Source organism: Aeromonas sp. DNRA1 (assembly GCF_963888745.1).
In the GTDB taxonomy this organism is placed as follows: Bacteria; Pseudomonadota; Gammaproteobacteria; order Enterobacterales; family Aeromonadaceae; genus Aeromonas; species Aeromonas hydrophila.
Genome location: NZ_CAWPKQ010000003.1, coordinates 311,946 through 331,263, shown reverse-complemented (window position 1 = coordinate 331,263; position 19,318 = coordinate 311,946). Strand labels below are relative to the sequence as shown.

General features: G+C 60.7%; 14 protein-coding genes. 6 read left to right on the top strand and 8 right to left on the bottom strand.

All coding sequences use genetic code 11. The features are described 5' to 3' along the window. Positions 1 to 59: 59 nt before the first annotated feature. The gene (locus tag AACQ43_RS11495) at positions 60 to 1,295 is read right to left on the bottom strand and encodes a lipoprotein-releasing ABC transporter permease subunit (protein ID WP_168967334.1); all 1,236 of its coding nucleotides are present in this window, start codon (positions 1,293 to 1,295) and stop codon (positions 60 to 62) included. Between the two features lie 76 nt (positions 1,296 to 1,371). On the opposite strand from AACQ43_RS11495, the gene AACQ43_RS11490 reads away from it, so the two are divergent. Both AACQ43_RS11490 and mfd read left to right on the top strand, forming a co-directional pair. Beyond that, positions 1,372 to 1,947, top strand: a complete 576-nt coding sequence (locus AACQ43_RS11490) for a PilZ domain-containing protein (protein WP_168967333.1) — start codon at positions 1,372 to 1,374, stop codon at positions 1,945 to 1,947. 9 nt (positions 1,948 to 1,956) lie between these two features. Then, complete coding sequence (mfd, locus tag AACQ43_RS11485; protein WP_168967332.1) at positions 1,957 to 5,421, top strand: transcription-repair coupling factor; 3,465 nt, start codon at positions 1,957 to 1,959, stop codon at positions 5,419 to 5,421. Between the two features lie 86 nt (positions 5,422 to 5,507). On the opposite strand, the gene fbp is transcribed toward mfd, so the two are convergent. Then, a complete protein-coding gene (fbp, locus tag AACQ43_RS11480; RefSeq protein WP_029300647.1) occupies positions 5,508 to 6,542 on the bottom strand; it encodes a class 1 fructose-bisphosphatase in 1,035 nt (344 codons plus the stop codon). Between the two features lie 384 nt (positions 6,543 to 6,926). Between fbp and AACQ43_RS11475 the strand changes: the two genes are divergently transcribed. Then, positions 6,927 to 8,543 carry a peptide ABC transporter substrate-binding protein gene (locus tag AACQ43_RS11475; RefSeq protein ID WP_168967331.1) on the top strand — a complete coding sequence of 539 codons (1,617 nt, stop codon included), beginning with the start codon at positions 6,927 to 6,929 and terminating at the stop codon, positions 8,541 to 8,543. A 48-nt stretch (positions 8,544 to 8,591) separates the two neighbouring features. On the opposite strand, the gene AACQ43_RS11470 is transcribed toward AACQ43_RS11475, so the two are convergent. The 3 genes from AACQ43_RS11470 to sixA all read right to left on the bottom strand — a co-directional run bounded on the left by AACQ43_RS11470 (position 8,592) and on the right by sixA (position 10,517). After that, on the bottom strand, positions 8,592 to 9,509 hold the full coding sequence (locus tag AACQ43_RS11470; protein ID WP_168967330.1) for a DMT family transporter: 918 nt from the start codon (positions 9,507 to 9,509) through the stop codon (positions 8,592 to 8,594). A 200-nt stretch (positions 9,510 to 9,709) separates the two neighbouring features. Beyond that, entirely contained in the window at positions 9,710 to 9,916 is a 207-nt protein-coding gene (locus AACQ43_RS11465) for a DUF1107 domain-containing protein (protein ID WP_016350921.1), read from the bottom strand. A 133-nt stretch (positions 9,917 to 10,049) separates the two neighbouring features. Further along, a complete protein-coding gene (gene sixA / locus AACQ43_RS11460; RefSeq protein WP_045526853.1) occupies positions 10,050 to 10,517 on the bottom strand; it encodes a phosphohistidine phosphatase SixA in 468 nt (155 codons plus the stop codon). 162 nt (positions 10,518 to 10,679) lie between these two features. On the opposite strand from sixA, the gene AACQ43_RS11455 reads away from it, so the two are divergent. Further along, positions 10,680 to 13,454, top strand: coding sequence for an insulinase family protein (locus AACQ43_RS11455; protein WP_168967329.1), 2,775 nt, complete (start codon positions 10,680 to 10,682; stop codon positions 13,452 to 13,454). Positions 13,455 to 13,762: 308 nt separating this feature from the next. Here the strand turns inward: AACQ43_RS11455 and AACQ43_RS11450 are convergent, their stop codons facing one another. Both AACQ43_RS11450 and AACQ43_RS11445 read right to left on the bottom strand, forming a co-directional pair. Continuing rightward, the gene (locus tag AACQ43_RS11450; RefSeq protein WP_168967328.1) at positions 13,763 to 14,416 is read right to left on the bottom strand and encodes a thiopurine S-methyltransferase; all 654 of its coding nucleotides are present in this window, start codon (positions 14,414 to 14,416) and stop codon (positions 13,763 to 13,765) included. A 215-nt stretch (positions 14,417 to 14,631) separates the two neighbouring features. Beyond that, complete coding sequence (locus tag AACQ43_RS11445) at positions 14,632 to 15,981, bottom strand: leucine-rich repeat-containing protein kinase family protein (RefSeq protein ID WP_168967327.1); 1,350 nt, start codon at positions 15,979 to 15,981, stop codon at positions 14,632 to 14,634. A gap of 311 nt (positions 15,982 to 16,292) precedes the next feature. On the opposite strand from AACQ43_RS11445, the gene AACQ43_RS11440 reads away from it, so the two are divergent. Then, the gene (locus AACQ43_RS11440; protein ID WP_168967326.1) at positions 16,293 to 17,057 is read left to right on the top strand and encodes an SDR family oxidoreductase; all 765 of its coding nucleotides are present in this window, start codon (positions 16,293 to 16,295) and stop codon (positions 17,055 to 17,057) included. A gap of 51 nt (positions 17,058 to 17,108) precedes the next feature. Then, on the top strand, positions 17,109 to 17,936 hold the full coding sequence (locus AACQ43_RS11435; protein ID WP_106552449.1) for a bifunctional transcriptional activator/DNA repair enzyme AdaA: 828 nt from the start codon (positions 17,109 to 17,111) through the stop codon (positions 17,934 to 17,936). 336 nt (positions 17,937 to 18,272) lie between these two features. Here AACQ43_RS11435 and AACQ43_RS11430 read toward each other — a convergent pair whose 3' ends face one another. Continuing rightward, a complete protein-coding gene (locus AACQ43_RS11430) occupies positions 18,273 to 18,917 on the bottom strand; it encodes a hypothetical protein (protein WP_168967325.1) in 645 nt (214 codons plus the stop codon). Positions 18,918 to 19,318 lie beyond the last annotated feature (401 nt).

The window sequence follows — 19,318 nt, the reverse complement described above, 5'->3', positions numbered from 1 at the left end:
CACCTGTAACAACGCTGGTGCCGGCAGCAACGCCGGTACCAGTAACAACAGAAGATGAATTATTCATAACGCAGCGCCTCGGCCGGTTTGACACGGGCCGCACGGGCCGCCGGGTAGAGGGTGGCGCTGAAGCTGAGCAGCACGGCGCCCAGCAAAATGGTCACGACCTGGGCGGGTTCGACGATGACCGGCAGGCCCGAGCCGCCGGCCGTCATGTAGAGGTTGAGCCCCACCGCATCGAGCAAGGGGTTGAGCCCCATGGAGAGCGCCAGTCCAGCCAGACCGCCGAACAGGGCGCCGATGACGCCGCTGGAGGCCCCCAGCACCATGAAGATCTTGACGATGCCGGCCTCGCTCATACCCATGGTGCGCAGGATGGCCACCTCCCCTTCCTTGTCGGTCACCACCATCACCAGGGCTGAGAGGATGTTGAAGGTGGCAACCGCGATGATCAGCACCAGCATCAATCCCATCATCCGTTTTTCCATGGCCACCGCCTGGAACAGCTCGCCGCGCTCGCGGCGCCAGTCCTGCCACTCCAGCCCGTCCGGCAGCGCCGTCTTCACCACCTCGTCGGCGGCGAAGGGGTCATCCAGCCAGAGGCGGATGCCGCCCACCTGATCCGCAGGCAGGCGCAGCATCCGCTGGGCATCCCCCAGCGCAATCAGGGCGACCTGGCTGTCCACATCGGCGCCGACCCCGAAGATGCCGGAGACGGTAAAGAGGCGCTGGGCCGGTACCCGACCAAACGGGGTGAAGCGGGTGCCTTCGGTCAGGATCAGACGGACCTGGTCGCCCATGGAGACCTTGAGGCGATTGGCCACCCCCTGCCCCAGCACTATGTGGTATTCGCCGGCCTGCAGGCTGTCCAGACGCCCCATCTGCATCTGGACGTGCAGGATGTCGTCCTTGGGCCACTGGGCGGGATCGATACCCTGCACACTGACGCCGGTGAGCTGACCGGGGCTTTGCAGCATGCCTTCACTGTCGAGCATGGGGGCATGGGCAATCACGTGCGGCAGCCTGGCCAGGTCCGGCAGGCCCTGCGGCGCGGCATCGATGCGCCCCGCCGGGCTGGTCACCACCACATGGGGGATCACCCCCAGGATGCGCCCCTTGAGCTGCCCTTCAAAACCGTTCATCACCGAGATGACCACCATCAGGGCGGCGACCCCGATGGCGATGCCGAAAGTGGAAAACAGGGAGATAAATGAAACGAAGCGATTGCTGCGTCGCGAGCCTGCATAACGCAGGCCGATGGCCAGCGACAGTGGCTGAAAAAGTCCAGTCTTCAAGGATATCTACATTGCCAACAAAATAAGATACCGGATAATAAAGGGAAACCGTCTATGACAACAAGGGATAGCCTCCATGCAGGAACAGTTCTTCAGTGTCACCCATGCCACACCGGTCAATGTGATCCCCATGCCCGGTGACTTTCATCTGCCCTCGCTGGAAGCACTGGAGGCCGAGCTGCCCGAACCCTTTCGCATCGCCTCCGCCATTACCTCCATCGACATGGTGACCAGCCGCCTGATCCGCAATCAGAACGATTCGATGCACGATCTGGTGGAGATCATCAACCAGCAGTCGCGCAAGATCGACATGATCATGGGCTATGTGCTGTCGGTACAGGATCACCCGGAACATCGCTTTCACACTCTGCGCTTTGGTGCTGGCCAGCTGACCTATCTGCATCCCCATCAGGGCCACGGCGAGGTGCCACACCTGCACCAGATAGTGCGGCTCAAGATCTTCCTGCGCGAAGAGGCGTCCGCCGTCTACTGCTACGGCCAGGTCAAGCAGCTGGAACCGAGCGAGCACGGTACCCACGTGATGCTCGACTATGTGCGGCTCCGCGAGGATGACCGTGAACTGCTGGTACGCGCCAGCCTGCATATCCAGTCCAAACAGCTCAAACTTCGTGCGCAAGACCGTCAACGTTAAAAGAATCGAATGATGCCAATGAAGCTTCCCGCCTTGCCCGCCAAGGCGGGCCAAAAGTTAACGCTCGGCCAGCTGACAGGCAGCAGCCTCTCGCTGATGGCCGCCCGCCTCACGCAGGAGGCTCATCGCCCCGTCCTGCTGGTGACCGCCGATACCCCGAGCGCCCTGCGCCTCGAACAGGAACTGCAATACCTGCTGGCCGACACGGGCTGCCCGGTGCTGCTGTTCCCGGACTGGGAGACCCTGCCCTACGACACCTTCTCCCCCCATCAGGACATCATCTCCCAGCGGCTCGAGACCCTCTACAAGCTGCCGCAGATGAGCAGCGGCGTGCTGATCGTGCCCATCTCCACCCTGATGCTGCGCACGGCGCCCCGGGTCTATCTCGACAAATACAGCCTGATGGTGAAAAGCGGCCAGCGCCTCAATCTGCAGCAGCTGCGCACGCGCCTCGCCGAGGCGGGCTATGTGGCAGTGGAGCAGGTGCTGGAGCACGGCGAATTTGCCGCCCGCGGCTCCCTGCTCGATCTCTTCCCCATGGGCAGCAGCAGCCCCTATCGCATCGACTTCTTCGACGACGAAGTGGACTCCATCCGCCCGTTCGACCCCGAGACCCAGCGCTCCAGCGAGCCGGTCAAGAGCGTCAGCCTGTTGCCGGCCCGGGAGTTTCCCACCGACGAGGGTGCCATCGAGCTGTTTCGCGGCCAGTATCGCGAACAGTTCGAGATCTCCCGCGCAGAGGGCTCCGTCTATCAGGAGGTGAGCAAGGGGCGCTGGCCGGCCGGCATCGAGTACTATCTGCCACTCTTCTTCCAGCAGACCGCCAGCCTGTTTGACCACCTGCCGGACAACACCCTGCTGCTGACCGTGGGGGAGATCTACCCCGCCGCCCAGCGCTTCTGGAACGACATCAGCCAGCGCTACGAGGACAGGCGCTGGGACAATACCCGTCCCCTGCTGCCACCCCAGCAGATCTATCTGCCGGTGGAACAGCTGTTTGCGGCGCTCGGCCAGTACGCGGCCGTGCGGCTGCAGGAGGCCCCCACCGCCGGTGATGCGGGCCAGCACGACCTGCCTGTCTCGGCGCTGCCCGAGCTGCAGCTCGATCACAGCAAGGAGCAGCCGCTGCTGGCCCTCAACCAGTTCCTGCAAGGTTTTGCCGGCCGCACCCTGTTTGTGGTGGAGTCCGAGGGGCGGCGCGAGGTACTGGGCGATCTGCTGGCCCGCATCGCGTTGCAGCCCAAGGAGTTTGCATCACTCGATGCCTTCATCACCAGCAAGGCCCGTCACGGCCTGCTGGTAGCACCGCTCGAGCGCGGCTTCTTGCTGCGAGAGCCTGGGCAAGAGGAGCTCGCGCTCATCACCGAGACCGAACTGCTGGGCGGCAAGATCCGCAGCAAACGGCAACGGGAGAAGAGCAAGAACCTGAGTTCGGATGCGGTGATCCGAAACCTCGGCGAGCTGACCCAGGGTCAGCCGGTGGTGCACCTGGATCACGGGGTCGGCCGCTATCTGGGGCTGGAAACCATCGATGCCGGCGGCCTGCCCACCGAGTTTCTGACCCTCGAATATGCCGGCGGCGACAAGCTGTTCGTGCCAGTCACCAGTTTGCACCTGATCAGCCGTTATACCGGCTCGGACAACCCGCCCAGCCACAAGCTCGGCGGCGAGGCCTGGGTCAAGGCCCGGCGCAAGGCGGCCGAAAAGGTGCGCGACGTGGCAGCCGAGCTGCTGGATGTCTATGCCATGCGGGCGGCCCGTCACGGCTTTGCCTTCAAGCACGACCGCGAAGCCTATCGCCAGTTTGCCGCCGGCTTTCCGTTCGAGGAGACCGATGATCAACTCAACGCCATCAATGCGGTGCTCGGCGACATGTGCCAGGCCAAGAGCATGGATCGGCTGGTGTGCGGCGACGTGGGCTTCGGCAAGACCGAAGTGGCGATGCGGGCGGCATTTGTGGCAGTGCACGGCGGCAAGCAGGTGGCCGTGCTGGTGCCAACCACATTGCTCGCCCAGCAGCACTACGACAACTTCCGCGACCGCTTCGCCAACTGGCCGGTGCGGGTCGAGGTACTGAGCCGCTTCCGCTCCGCCAAGGAGCAGACCGCCGTGATGAAAGAGCTCGCCGAAGGCAAGGTGGACATCATCATCGGCACCCACAAGCTGCTCGGCGCCGAGCTCACCTTCAAGGATCTGGGGCTGCTCATCGTCGACGAGGAGCATCGCTTCGGGGTGCGCCAGAAGGAGAAGATCAAGGCGCTGCGGGCCGATGTGGACATCCTCACCCTCACCGCCACCCCCATTCCGCGTACCCTCAACATGGCGATGTCGGGCATGCGGGATCTCTCCATCATCGCCACCCCGCCCGCCAAGCGCCTGGCCATCAAGACCTTCGTGCGCCAGCAGGAGCCGGTGGTCACCCGCGAGGCGGTGCTGCGGGAATTGAAGCGCGGCGGCCAGGTCTACTACCTGCACAACGACGTGGAGAGCATCGAGAAGTGCGCGGCGGATCTTGCCGAGCTGGTGCCGGAGGCGCGCATCGGCATCGCTCACGGTCAGATGCGCGAGCGCGAGCTCGAGCGGGTGATGTCGGACTTCTACCACCAGCGCTTCAACCTGCTGGTCTGCACCACCATCATCGAGACCGGCATCGACGTGCCAAGCGCCAACACCATCATCATGGATCGGGCGGATCATCTCGGTCTGGCCCAGCTGCACCAACTGCGGGGCCGGGTCGGTCGCTCCCACCACCAGGCCTATGCCTACCTGCTCACCCCCCATCCCAAACTGATGACCAAGGATGCGGCCAAGCGGCTGGAGGCCATTGCGTCCCTTGAAGATCTCGGCGCCGGCTTTGCACTGGCCACCCACGATCTGGAGATCCGCGGCGCCGGCGAACTGCTCGGTGACGATCAGAGCGGCCAGATTGAATCGGTCGGCTTCACCCTCTACATGGAGATGCTGGAGCAGGCGGTCGAGGCGCTGAAATCGGGCAAGGAGCCGTCGCTGGAACAGCTCATGAGCCAGCACACCGAGGTGGAGCTGCGCCTGCCGGCGCTGTTGCCGGACGACTATATTCCGGACGTCAACATGCGGCTCTCCATGTACAAACGGATCGCCAGTGCGGCGGACGAGCAGGAGCTGCGCGAACTGAAAGTGGAGCTGATCGACCGCTTCGGCCTGTTGCCGGAGCCAACCAAAACCCTGCTGGAGCTGGCCGCCTTCCGCCAGCGCGCCACGGCGCTGGGCATTCGCCGGGTGGAGATGAGCGAGCGCGGCGGCTATCTGGACTTTACCCAGGAGACCAGGGTCAACCCTGCCTATCTGGTCAAGCTGCTCTCAGAGCAGCCGCGCATCTACAAGATGGACGGGCCGACCCGGCTGCGCTTCCAGGTTCCGACCCAGGACAGGGCCATGCGCCTCAAGCTGGTGGATGGCCTGCTGGCGGATCTCGCCAGCCACGCCAACCCCTGAGGGGGTGGTGATGAGGCGGCCAGCCGCTCACCCAAATAAAACGGGAGCCTTGATGGCTCCCGTTTTTTATCCCGTGACGTTGACCGTCATACCTGATTGGCCGGGTTCTCGTGGGCGGAGAACTCCCGCATGAAGGCCTCGGCCCGCTCCACCATCTTGGTGGAGCCCACGAAATAAGGGGTACGCTGGTGCAGTGCGGTGGGCTGGATATCCATGATCCGGCCAAAGCCATCGGAGGCCTTGCCACCGGCCTGCTCCACCAGGAAGGCCATGGGGTTGCACTCATAGAGCAGACGCAGCTTGCCGTTCGGCGAGTTGGTGCCGGACGGATAGATGTAGATGCCGCCCTTGAGCAGGTTGCGGTGAAAATCGGAGACCAGCGAGCCGATGTAGCGGGAGGTGTAAGGACGGTGGGTCGCCTCGTCCCGCTCCTGACAATATTTCAGGTACTTCTTCACCCCATCCGGGAACTTGATGTAGTTGCCCTCGTTGATGGAGTAGATCTTGCCCTCCTCCGGAATGCGGATGTTCTCGTGGGAGAGGCAGAAGCAGCCGATGGAAGGGTCGTAGGTAAAGCCGTTGACGCCAAAGCCGGTGGTGTAAACCAGCATGGTCGAGGAGCCGTAGACCACGTAACCGGCCGCCACCTGGCGGTTGCCCGGCTGCAAGAAGTCTTCCAGGGTGACGCCGGCGCCCGGCTTGCTGACCCGGCGGTAGATGGAGAAGATGGTGCCGACGGAGACGTTGACGTCGATGTTGGAGGAACCATCGAGGGGGTCGATCAATACCACGTACTTGGAGTGACGGGAGAGCTCGGAATCAAAGGAGACAAAGTCTTCTTCCTCTTCGGAGGCCATGCCGCACACTTCGCCACGGGCTTCCAGCGCCGCCTTGAAACGCTCGTTGGCGTAAACGTCCAGCTTCTGCTGCACCTCGCCCTGTACGTTTTCAGCGCCCATGGAGCCGATGATGTCCGCCAGCCCCGCCTTGTTGATCTCCCGGTTCACCACCTTGGCGGCCAGGCGGATGGAGCTGAGCAGCGAGGTCAGCTCGCCGGTCGCGGTGGGATAATCCGCCTGCTTTTTGACGATGAACTCGCCCATGGTGATCATGTTTCGCATTATTGTTCCTTTAAGATCGTTTCCGTTGGCTTTGAAAACGTTTGCACGCATAGACAAAAAAAGTGCCGATCCTCGGCAGCCTTGTTTTGTAACCTAATGTAACGCCTGTTTTTTGTTTTTGCAGCGAATTAAGCCGCTGAATAAACGCACATCTCCCCCACCTTTTTCGCCCGAAATAGCCCTCAATCTGGTTTCAATCGATAACTTTTTCGATGTTAATTCGTGGCAAAAACTCACGAAGAGGTCGTCATGAGGGTGGCAAGATCCCCGCCATGCCCCCTATCTGGGACCCATGCCATGGGGGACCTGTCTGCCTCTTGAGATCTCGCCATCAATCCCGCACACTGGCCCAGCTTTGGAAGCAAAAAAACATAAGGATATTCAATGAAAAGGACACTCATTGCCGGCACGGTTGCCGCCCTGTTCGCACTCCCCGCCCTGGCAGCCCAGGTGCCGGCCGGTACCAAGTTGCTGCCGGCAGAACAGCAAACCTTCATCCGCAACATAGGTACCGAACCCGCCTCCATCGACCCCCAGATGGTGGAAGAGAGCGCGGGCAGCGAAATCGTCAACGACCTGTTCGAGGGACTCTACACCCTGGACGGGGACGGCAAGCTGCAGCCTGCCGGCGCCCTGGGTTACCAGCTCGACCCCACGGGCACCGTCTACACCTTCAAGCTCAGACCCGATGCCAAATGGTCCAACGGCGAGCCAGTGACGGCGGCCGATTACGTCTATGGCTGGCAGCGGGCGGCGGATCCCAAGAATGCCTCCAACTACGCCTGGTTCATCGAGCTGACCGGCGTCACCAATGCCGCCGAGGTCATTCAGGGCAAACAGAGCCCGGATACGCTGGGCATAAAGGCGCTCGATGCCCATACCCTGCAGATCACCTTGAAAAACCCGGTCCCCTTCTTCCTGAAGACCCTCTCCCACTACACCACCTTCCCGGCGCCGAGGGCAACCATCGAGAAGTTCGGTCATGAGTGGGTCAAGCCGGGCAACATCGTCTCCAACGGGGCCTTCGTGCTCAAGGAGTGGACCCCCAACGAGCGTCTCATCGCCGAGCGCAACCCCCATTACTGGGACAACCAGCATACGGTGTTGAACAAGGTGTTCTATCTGGAGATCGTCTCCGACACCGCCGCCTACAACCGCTATCGCGCCGGCGAGCTGCACTACACCAGCTATCCGCTCGAGCAGTACAAGCAGCTCAAGCAGCAGAGCCCGCAGGAGCTGGTGAGCGTGCCGACCCTGGCCACCTACTACTACGTGTTCAACACCCAGCGCAAACCGTTCGACAATCCCAAGGTGCGCAAGGCGCTCTCCCTGGCCATCGACCGGGACACCATCACCGAGAAGCTCCTGGGGCAGGGTCAGATCTCCGCCTTCAGCCTGACGCCTCCCATAGTGGACGGCTTCGAGCTCAAGCGACCGGCCAGCGAGCAGATGAGCAAGGAGGAGCGGATCAAGCAGGCCAAGGCGCTGCTCGCCGAAGCGGGTTATGGCCCTGGCAAGCCGCTGGATGTGGACATCCTCTACAACACCAACGAGGGGCACAAGAAGATAGCGCTGGCCATCTCCTCCATGTGGAAACACAACCTGGGGGTGCAGGCCAAGCTCAACAACATGGAGTGGAAAACCATGGTGTCGGCCCTCAACGAAGGGGACTTCGGGGTCAGCCGCTACGCCTGGAACGGGGATTACAACGATGCCTCCACCTTCCTCGACATCATGACCTCCAGCAGCAGCGCCAACAGCGGCAAGTGGTTCAACCAGCAGTATGACGCCCTGCTGGCCAAGGCCCATGACGCCAGGGATCCGGCCGAACGCAACCAGCTCTATCAGCAGGCCGAGGCCCTGATCGATGCAGAAGCGCCCATCGCCCCGGTCTATTTCTACGTCAAATCCCGCCTGCTCAAACCCAACATCAAGGGCTACCCCTATCAAAACCCGCAGGATCTGGTCTACTCGAAGGACCTCTACCTCACCGCGCAGTGAGGCTAGATATCCCGCATAAAAAAAGACCGCCATTCGGCGGTCTTTTTTTCAATCCTCCCGGCAGGTGGCCAGCGCCACACTGCGCCGGCGCAGCACCACAGGTTGCACCAGCAACTGGGCCAGCAAGACCCCAAACAGGGTCATGCCGCCGCCGATCAGGTGGTAGCTGGTCAATCTCTCGCCGAGCCAGCTGATGGCCAGGCCCGCTGTCATCACTGGCAACAGGTTCATGAAGATGGCGGTGCGGCTTGCCCCGAGCAGGGCGATACCCTGCATCCAGAGCCAGGGGGACAGGGCCGAGGTCGGGATCCCCGCATAGAGGATCAGCCAGAGCGCCCGCCCGTCCGGCCAGTGTCCATCCACCAGCAGATAAAATGGGGTGAGGAACAGCAGACTGCAGAGCACCTGGCCGTAGAGCATGGACCAGTTGTCGAGCCCCAGATCCCACTTCTTGAGCAGCACGCTGTAGAGCGCATAGGTGCCCGCCGACAGCAGCATGTAGACGGAGCCGATGTGGATGCCCTGAGTAAAGAGGCGAGCGGGATCCCCTTGCCCCAGCAAGATCGCCAGCCCCAGGATGGAGATGACACCGCCAAGCAGCGCCCCCCAGGTGGGACGCTCGCGCAGCAACCAGATGCTGAGCAGCACCGTCATCAGCGGCGTCAGCCCCATCATCAGGCCGATCTCGGTGGCCCCCAGGGTCTGCGCCGCGTAGTAGCCAAAGGTCTGGTTGAGCACCATGCCGAGCAGAGCCAACGCCGCCAGCTGATAGAAGCCGGCGCGCAGCTTGGCGCGATCTCGCCAGGCCCGGTGCGCAAGGAACGGCGTCAAGATGATGCCGGCCACCATCCAGCGCGACCAGGCCAGCGCCGCCGGCGAGAGCACCCCCACCGCCAGTTTGCTGACGATGGCGTTGCCGGCCCAGATGGCCATGCAGGAGAAGGGAAACAAGAAGGCAAGTGGCATCGCTATATCCAGAAAAAAGCAGCGGGTATTTCTGGCGGCAGTATAGGGGGGTCAACAGGATTAGCAAGCGCCGTACCGTCAGGGCAGAATTGGCTGACATAAAGGGGGTCGAACAGCGCTTAAGAGGCCGGCGTGGGCCCAAAAACAGTCATGCCCGCACAGTGGCGGGCATGACGCGGATCAGCGAGGTGACGAAGCAATCACGCCGCATCCATGTGCAGTCTCGAGATCAACTCGTTGACCTCGACCACGGTCTGACGGTGGGGAATGTCCGCCGACGTGGGCATCATCAGCAGGCCGGACTGGAAATCAAAGCGTCCTCTGCCGTGGATATAAATCCGCCCCTTGAAGAAGGTTTTGACATGTTTTGCCACCATCAGCGGCAGGTACTTCTTGAACACTCTCATCGTTTGCAACCTCTTGCAGTTGTATCCGTATGACAGCAGCTTCTGCGAAATAATTCCGTAAATTCTGTATAAAAATCCGGAAAAATCGCGACTCTCTTCCCCAAAAAACCAATCTATAACTTTTTATTAACTTTTAGCGTATTGTATGTGGTCCTTCCAACCAGAGCAAGACCCCCTTGCCATCTTGCCACTCGATACAGGCCAGACCTGAGGTGGCAAACATGGGGGCACCGGCCGCCGGACAGAGGCTCTGCACCAGATAGCCCACCAGCGGCAGGTGACTCACCATCAGAATGCTGTCGTGCTTGGCCGCCAGCGCAGTGAGGTAACTTGCCACGAAGGCCGGATCGCCATAGGGGGTGATGTCACCACTCTCTTCGACGGCCCCAGCCTTGGGTAATTCACTGCATATGCTCTGCCAGGTTTGTTTGGCGCGCAGATAGTTGCTGTGGATCACCCGATCCAGCTGGTCGCCAAGCTGGGGGGCCAGCCAGCGGGCCATGTGGATGGACTCTTCGATTCCCTGCTCGGTCAGTGGACGCTGTTCATCTGTTTTCGCATTCATGCCAGCCTGGCCATGACGCATGATGTAGATTTTCATTACAACCTCGCCCAACGGGCCTGTTTTGATAGCGGGGGGATCTTACCCCGCCATGCCGGGGGAAACAATTGCGCTACCTCTCAGAAAAGGGTTTGCCTCACCGGGTAGCGGGGTCGATAATCATGTTTAAATTCAAATAAATCCAACAAGAGTCACGCGCCAATGAGCCCATATGCCAGTCCCAACGACCATCGGCAGTACCACTATCTGGAGCTGGCAAACCGGCTCAGGGTCTTGTTGATCTGCGATCCCGACACCGACAAGTCTGCCGCCTCCCTGGCCGTCAACACCGGCCACTTTGACGATCCGGCGGACCGGCAGGGGATGGCTCATTTCCTTGAGCATATGCTGTTCCTTGGCACCTGCACCTATCCCAAACCTGGTGAATACCAGCAATTTATGAGCCGTCATGGCGGCAGCAACAACGCTTGGACCGGCACCGAGTTCACCAACTTCTTCTTCGAGATCGACAACGGCTTCTTCGAGGCCGGGCTGGACCGCTTCTCCCAGTTCTTCATCTGCCCCACCTTCGATCCCGAGTGGGTAGACAAGGAGCGCAACGCGGTCGACTCCGAATACCGCCTCAAGCTGCAGGACGACGTGCGCCGCAGCTACCAGGTGCATAAAGAGACGGTCAATCCCGCCCATCCCTTCGCCAAATTCTCGGTGGGCAACCTGGATACCCTGGCCGATCTGCCCGGTCGGGTTCTGCGCTCCGACCTCATCCGGTTTTACGAAACCCACTACAGCGCGGATCGCATGGCGTTGGTGATGATCTCGCCAGCCACCATCGAGACCCAGCTCGGCTGGTGCGATCGCTTTTTCGCTCCCATTTTGAATCGCAATTTGGGAACGCCGACCCTCGAGATGCCCCTCTACCGGCTCGATGACCTGGGTATTCGCATCCAGATCAACCCGGTCAAGGAGACCCGCAAACTCGCGCTCACCTTCCCGTTGCCCAACGTGGACGAGTATTACGACAAGAAGCCCCTCACCTTCCTGAGCCACCTCATCGGCTACGAAGGGGACGGCAGCCTGCTCTCTCTGCTGAAAGCGAAGGGCTGGGTCAACCAGCTCTCCGCCGGCGGTGGCATCAGCGGCGCCAACTTCAAGGATTTTGGCGTCAACTTCGGCCTGACCCCGCTCGGGCTCGAACACGTCAACGAGATAGTGGCGGCCCTGTTCGGTTACTTGAAGCTCATCGAGCGCGGCGGGGTCGAAGCCTGGCGCTATGAAGAGAAGCGCACCGTGCTTGAGTCCGCCTTCCGCTTCCAGGAGCGGGGCCGGGCGCTCGACACCGTCTCCGGGCTGGTGTTGAACCTGTTCAGCTATGCTCCCGACGACCTGCTCTACGGCGACTACATGATGCGCGCATACGACGAGCCGCTCATTCGCCGCCTGCTCGCCAAGCTCACGCCACACAACCTGCGCCTGACCATCACGGCGCCGGAGCTGGCCACGGATCGCCTGGCCCGCTGGTATCAGACCCCCTACAGCGTGACCACCATCACCGAGGCGGAGAAGATCCGCTGGCAGCAGAGCGAACCGGATCCGGCGCTGGCCCTGCCGCTGCCCAACCCCTTTATCAGCAACCGGCTCGACGTGCGTACACCCGAGCTCACCGCCGACATGCCCGCCTGCCTCATTGATCGGCCCGGCTTTCGGCTCTGGCACCTGCACGAGCATCAGTTCAGCGTGCCCAAGGGCAACCTCTACATCTCCATCGACAGCGAGCATGCGGTCAAGAGCCCGCGCCACATCGCCATGGCTCGGCTGGCGGTAGAGCTGCTCACCGACCACCTCAACGCCCTCACCTACCCGGCGGAGCTGGCGGGGCTCGGTTATCAGATCTATGCTCACCAGGGTGGCTTTACCATCAACCTGAGCGGCTTTGCCGACAAGCAGCCGCTGCTGCTCGACATGATCCTCGGCAACCGCACCCTGGGTTACCCGGATCCGGCCCGCTTTAGCGAGATCAAGGAGCAGCTCATTCGCAACTGGGACAACCAGTCCAAGGCGCGCCCCATCTCCCAGCTGTTCAACCAGCTCACCAGCCTGCTGCAGCCCAACAACCCGCCGTTCGAGCAGTTGCTGCGCCACCTGCGCAGCGTCGAGCTGGGCGAGATGCCTGCCTTTGTGGCGAGTCTCTTTGCCGAGGTGCACGTAGAGACCCTGGTGCACGGTGACTGGACCGCCGCCGAGGCCCTCGAGCTTGCCGCCCTGCTGGAGCGCCACCTCGGCGTCAACAGCCAGCCCAGTGCCGAGACCCGTCGTCCACTCATCTCCATTCAGGACAGGGGCACCCTCATTCGCGAACAGGGCTGCGAGCATGAAGACTCGGCCCTGCTGGTCTACTACCAGTCGCGCACCACCCGGGCGCGGGATCTGGCCTGCTTCACCCTGGCCAACCACATCATGTCCTCCACCTTCTTTCACGAGCTGCGCACCCGTCAGCAGCTCGGCTACGTGGTGGGGGCCGGCAACCTGCCCCTCAACCGCCATCCCGGCCTCATCTTCTACATCCAGTCGCCGGTGGCCGGGCCGCAGATCCTGCTGGATGCGGTGGAGGAGTTCATCGACCTGTTTCCGCTGGCCATGCTCGAGCTCACTGCCCGTCAGTGGCAGGACAGCAAGGCGGGCCTGCAGGCCCAGCTGAGCGAGCGGGATGCCAACCTGCGCAGTCGGGGCCAACGGCTGTGGGTCAGCATCGGCAACAAGGATCTCGGCTTTGATCAGCGCGAAAGGGTGTGCGAGGAGGTGGGCAACCTGAGCCGCGCCGATCTGGTGCGCTTTATCACCCAGCTGAGATCGAGAACGTCGGATCGGCTGATCCTCTGCAGCTATGGCCAGGGCCACGAGCACGACGAGCGCATCACCGGCCAGTTCATCGACGACCCGCGCGCATTCCGGCTCAACGCCGCCACCTTCGAGGCCTGATCAGGCCTCCGGTTCCCCTTCTTGTAGCCAATAAAAAGCCGACCCCGTGGGGTCGGCTGGAAAAACCATAATCAATTGCGACCAGAGCCGCCAAAAGTGAACATGAGCGTGAAAATCAGACACTGAGTTGATGGTCGGCGGGCAGTCCCAAACCAGAGCGCGCCTGCCGATGACAACAGTGATTGAGAAACAGGCTCATCTTAGGCACTCCCCTCCCTTGTCACGTTGATCTATGTCAAAGGAGGTAATAAAGAGTCAACCAGCTGCAGCTTTATAGCCAGTTTTATCGCCTCAGCTCACGCTTTTGGTCAGGCCTTTGGACGGCGCACCAGCCGGTAGGCCACCTCGTCGAAGTAGGAGAGCTGACCCGACAGCACCCTGGGGTGATCGAGCTCGGCCGCTCGCCCCAGCACCTCTACCTGGAAGTGGCGCTCGAACAGGGTACGCACCTCCATCTCCCCCACCGAGAACGGCGGCTGGCGCTGCTGCTCCGGCTGATATTCCAGAGTCACCAGCAGGATCTGACCACCCGCCTCGATAAGCCGGCTCATCAGCTCGGCATATTGACGGCGCATGGCGGTCGGCAGGGCGATGAGGGCCGCCCTGTCGTAGGCCAGCCGATAGCGGCGGCCAAGTTCGGGGGCGGCGAAAAAATCCCCCTCATAGATGCGCAGGCTGTCGTGCTGATGGCACTGATAGGGCCCCTCGGCACTCACAGTGTCGCTCAACTTGTTCTCGCTGAAAAAGCTGTTGATGGCGACGGACGAGAGCTCGAACCCGTCGACCGGATGGCCCTGCCCGCTCAGCCAGAGCATGTCGCGGGACTTGCCGCACAGGGGTACCAGCACGGGCTCGCCCTGCTGCTGGGCCGACCACCAGGATTGCAGCCAGCGATTGAAATCCGCCTGATGAAAGCCGATCCGGTTCTCTTCCCAACGCTGATGCCAAAATGCCGCTTCCATCCAGTAACCCCTGTCATGTAAAGATGCCTCAATATCACAACTTAGCCCGGCACACGCAAGCACCAACAAGGCGGCAGCCGTAACTTTTGCCCAAAAAAGCGGAACAAAACAAAAAAGGGCCCCAAGGCCCCCTTTTGACATCTTTTTGTCATCCACTCCTGCTCTTTCTCGCCTGCTTTGTGCCTGCGACTACAGCGACGGCAGGGCGAGTCGGATCAGAGCAAAACTGGCTCGGCGCAGATGACCGGCGCCACCGCAGCAAGCCTTGCCACAATCTCGGCAAAGTCGGGGCGCGCCGCCACCGCCTCGGCAAGACAGTCATCCACCAGCGCATGCAGGGCATCCAGCCTGTCATCACAGAGGGCACAGCGGGCCAGCAGCTCTTCCAGCAGGCAGCCGAAGGCCCTCACTTCCAATCGCTCCAGCAAGCCGGCCAGCTCGCCGTCGGTTCGCTCATAACAGGAGGCGGCACCGAAATCCCCGAGCAGCAGCCGCCCTTCCCCTTGTGAGGAGTGCAGCATGTTGTGGGCGTAGAGATCGCCGTGCAGGATGCCGCGCCCGTGCAGATGCAGTGCGGCGCTCGCCACCCCCTGCACCATGGCCAGCAGCGCAGCCGGGGTAAAGCGGGCATCGGCTTGATAGATGTCGCGAGTGCAGGAGTCCAGGCTCGGCGGCCCCGCCAGGTTGATAAAATCAGGGTCTATCAGCGCCATCACCAGCGCAGGAATGCCGGAGGGGTGATCGCCCACCCGCCCCTCGACCCCAACCAGATGGGGATGACGACCAGCCGCCAGCGACACCGCCAGCTCGCAGCGGGGCAGCCCATCGCTGGTCACGGCCCCCTTGAAGCACTTGACCGCCACCGCCCGCGGCCCCGCCGGCGTAGCCAGCTCTGCGCGATGGATGACGCCGGATGCCCCCTGCCCCAGCAGCTCGCCCACCTTAAGTGAATCCCACGGGATGTCGGCCACCGAGGCACACTGGCCCAGCCGCTGCTCCTGCTTGTCGCTGAAGGGGTTGCCCGCATACGCCAGCCAGGCAAGGCGCGGCAGGCTCGCCAGCCAATCCGGGAGCGCGTCGAGCCGGTTGGCGGCGATGCGCACCAGCTCCAGACGCTGGCAGTTGGCAAGGGTCACCGGCAGCTCGCGCAGGCGATTGCCCGAGAGCATCAGCTTTTGCAGGGCGCCGCACTGACCCAGCTCGTCGGGCAACTGCTCCACCGCGTTGTCGGTCAGGATCAACCAGCGCAGCCCCGCCGGCAGCGACGCAGCAGGCACAGTGGCGATCCGGTTGGCTTTGAAGCCCACCATGGTGAGCGCCGGGCAGCGCCCCAGCACCTCGGGCAGCTCGGTAAAGCGGTTCTCGGAGCAGAAAATGATGCGCAGCTTGCTGAACTCGGCCAGCTCGTCAGGCAGCCGACTCAACTGATTGCCGGTGAGATCCAGCACCTCCAGCGTTGCTTTGAGACTAAAGATCTCGGGCGGGAACTCCGTCAGGTTTTCGGCGAGTTTGAGGTGGCGGGCGCCGCAGAGTTTACCTGCGCGCAGCTGTTCCAGGGTATGCATGACATCGTCTCTATCGGGTGGTCGGCTCGCGGCCAACGGCGCTGCCGGTGGTTGGCCCGCAGTCAAACCGGCAGTCAAAAAAAGAGGGGGCATTATAGAGAATGACGGCCGAAGATCCCCTGTTTTGTTGCCGCGAGGGCCTGCATCGGCGCACGGTACCGTGATAGGGGGTAAAGAGAGCAAGATCCGGGTCGTGTCAGCGAGGGCCGGTTGCCATAGTGGGGTCAAACCAGAGTGGGGTCGAATCTATTGAGGTTTCAACCCACTGCCAACCCTGTGCGCCCGCACAACACACCTGCGAGGGAACTGCCATGTCATTACTGTCCAACAAGGTCGCCATCATCACCGGCGCCAGCTCCGGCATCGGCCGCGCCAGTGCCATCCTGTTTGCCCGGGAAGGGGCCAGCGTGGTCGTCGGCGCCCGCCGCCAGCCCGAGCTGGATCTGCTGGTGAAGGAGATCCTCCACGAGGGGGGCCAGGCGGTGAGCCTGGCGGGAGACGTCAGAAGCGAGACTTACGCCCGCGCCCTGGTGGATCTCGCGCTAACCCGTTTCGGCGGGCTCGATATCGCCTTCAACAACGCCGGCATCACGGGGACACCGGGCAGCGTGCCGGCGCTTGGACTGGCGCAGTGGCAGGAGACCCTGGATACCAACCTCACCAGCGCCTTTGTGGGGGCCAAGTACCAGATCCCCGCCATGCAGGCACGCGGCGGCGGCTCGCTTATCTTTACCTCAACCTTCGTCGGCCATACCCTGGGGCTGCCCGGCATGGCGGCCTATGCCGCGAGCAAGGCGGGCCTCATCGGCCTGACCAAGGTGCTGGCTGCCGAATATGGGGCACAAGGGGTGCGGGTCAACGCCCTGCTGCCGGGGGGCACCGACACCCCCATGGGACGAGCCTTTACCGATACGCCTGAGAGCCTCGCCTTTGTGCAGAATATGCATGCCCTCAAACGGCTGGCCCAACCGGAGGAGATCGCCCGCTCGGCCCTTTATCTGGCGTCCGATGCATCCAGCTTTACCACCGGCATTGCCCTGCTGGCCGATGGTGGGGTATCTATTTGTCGCACATGACCTTGTCGCACCCAAGATCCTGCGGCTGCAAACCTATCGTGAGAGCGCCTTATGTCTGATTACGCCCGCATCGCCGATGCCATCCGTTTTATCGCAAGCCAGGTAGCGCGCCAGCCCACCCTGGACGAGATAGCGGCGCACGTTCACTTAAGCCCCTTTCACTTCCAGCGGCTGTTCAGCCGCTGGGCCGGGGTGACGCCAAAACGCTATCTGCAGGTGCTGACCCTGGAGCGGGCCAAGGCGCTGCTGCAGGAGTCGCGCCCGCTGCTGGAGGTGGCCGATACCCTGGGCCTGAGCAGCGGCTCGCGGCTCTATGATCACTTCGTGCAGCTCGAAGCGGTGACGCCGGGCGAGTACAAACAGCGCGGGGCCGGGCTGGTTATCGATCACGGGGTGCACGACACCCCCTTCGGCCAGGCGTTTGTCGCCCTGACCCCGCGGGGGGTGTGCAACTTCTCGTTTCTCGATGAAAAGGCCCCAGAGGCGCCACTGGCCGCCCTCGCCCACAGCTGGCCCGAAGCGGAGCTGCGGGAGGCGCCATCACGCACCCAGGGAGTCATCAACACCATGTTCGATGGCAGCAAGGCGCCGGATCGCCCCATCTCCTTGCACGTGAGCGGCACCAACTTTCAGATCAGCGTCTGGCGGGCGCTGCTGCAGATCCCGCCCGCCAAGGTGGTGAGCTACGCCCAGGTAGCGAGCGCCGTCGGCAACCCCAAGGCCGCCCGCGCCGTGGGACTGGCGGTGGGTGCCAACCCGGTCGCCTTGATGATCCCTTGCCACAGAGTCATTCAGCAAAACGGCAAACTCGGCGGCTATCACTGGGGAGAAACCCGCAAACAGGCGATACACGCCTGGGAAGCGGCGAGATATGAGTGAAAGTGGTTTTCTCTGCTCGCCCTGATGAGGAAAACAGGAATCTTGGTAGTGAGTCAGCAGACTATCAAACCATGCCGGACGAGCAGGCAGTGATATAAAGCGGGGGCATTAGAAGAGTCGGGGCGCAGATCGCCCTTTTATTGCCTTGGCGAGGCATGGCGATTAGCAACACCACCCCAGCAAATTAACGAAACAGGTAGGGTGCAATAAGCGCAGCTCATTGCACCGTTTGCAGAGCGGCTTTTGTGCAAGGTATGAGAAACAAAAGTAGAGGTGCAATTTCATTGCACCCTACGGCTACGGCACTTATTGCACCATACGGTACAGCTACCGAAGCTACTTGTTAGACGTATGCGTACGTTGCAACGCTTGGTTTAAGGCGTCAACCAAAGCCATTCTTACATCAGTATATCTTCCATTATTATTCCTTTTTCCTAATTCATCAGCTATAGATTTAATGTCTTTTTCGTAATCACCCCAGCGTTGAAATATTGTATTCCATGCTTTAGGAAGGCAATCATAAGTTAACCTCTTTAAGGCTCTCTGTAAATTTAACTCATCTTCCGCACGCATAAAATTCTGAATTGCATATATATAACTTTCAATAGCATTGGTGATATCAGCACTGTCTAATTGTAGATTTGCTTGAATGAAAAAAGCCCCACCTTTGCTTTTTGATGCTTCTTTTAGTAGTTCCTCCCTAAGTTCAGCCATTTCTTTAACTCTTTTTTCCTTTTCTGATTCAAACTTTCTCGAAACTTCTGTTTCAATATGTTTAAAAAGTTCCGACTTACTTTCTTCTAGCTTGCGTAATATATAATCTTGCTCTTGCTTAAATTGACGATTTTGGTAAAAGGTTATTAACATAGGTACAATTACACCAACAAATGCGAGCAATCCAATTGTAATGCTAACCAATTGCCCAAATGACGACGAGTAAAATTGATTTACCTTTTCCAAAATCACAAGAGTGCTATCCATTTGTTCTTCCATCCCGTCAAAGAAAAAAAACCTAAACCAATAATCACGAACAATTAAAAATGATACCCACTAAATTTAAGAAAATCATCATGAACATCCTCCATATTATCTTCGTTTCGCCCAGACTTATCAACATAACAATTTCTCCATATAACCTTTAGAAACTCTGGACAATCTCTTGATTTAAGCAGGAGCGCTCCCTCATAGCGATAGTTGAAACTCAGATACCGTTGATACCGTTGATACCGTTGATACCGTTGATACCGTTGATACCGTTGATACCGTTGATACCGTTGATACCGTTACAATCATTGCATATTTAAGAACTCCATTTTAACCATATAAAATGATTCCTATTTTTCTTTTTGGCGTTCTTTACTATACCATTCGCATACATTCCA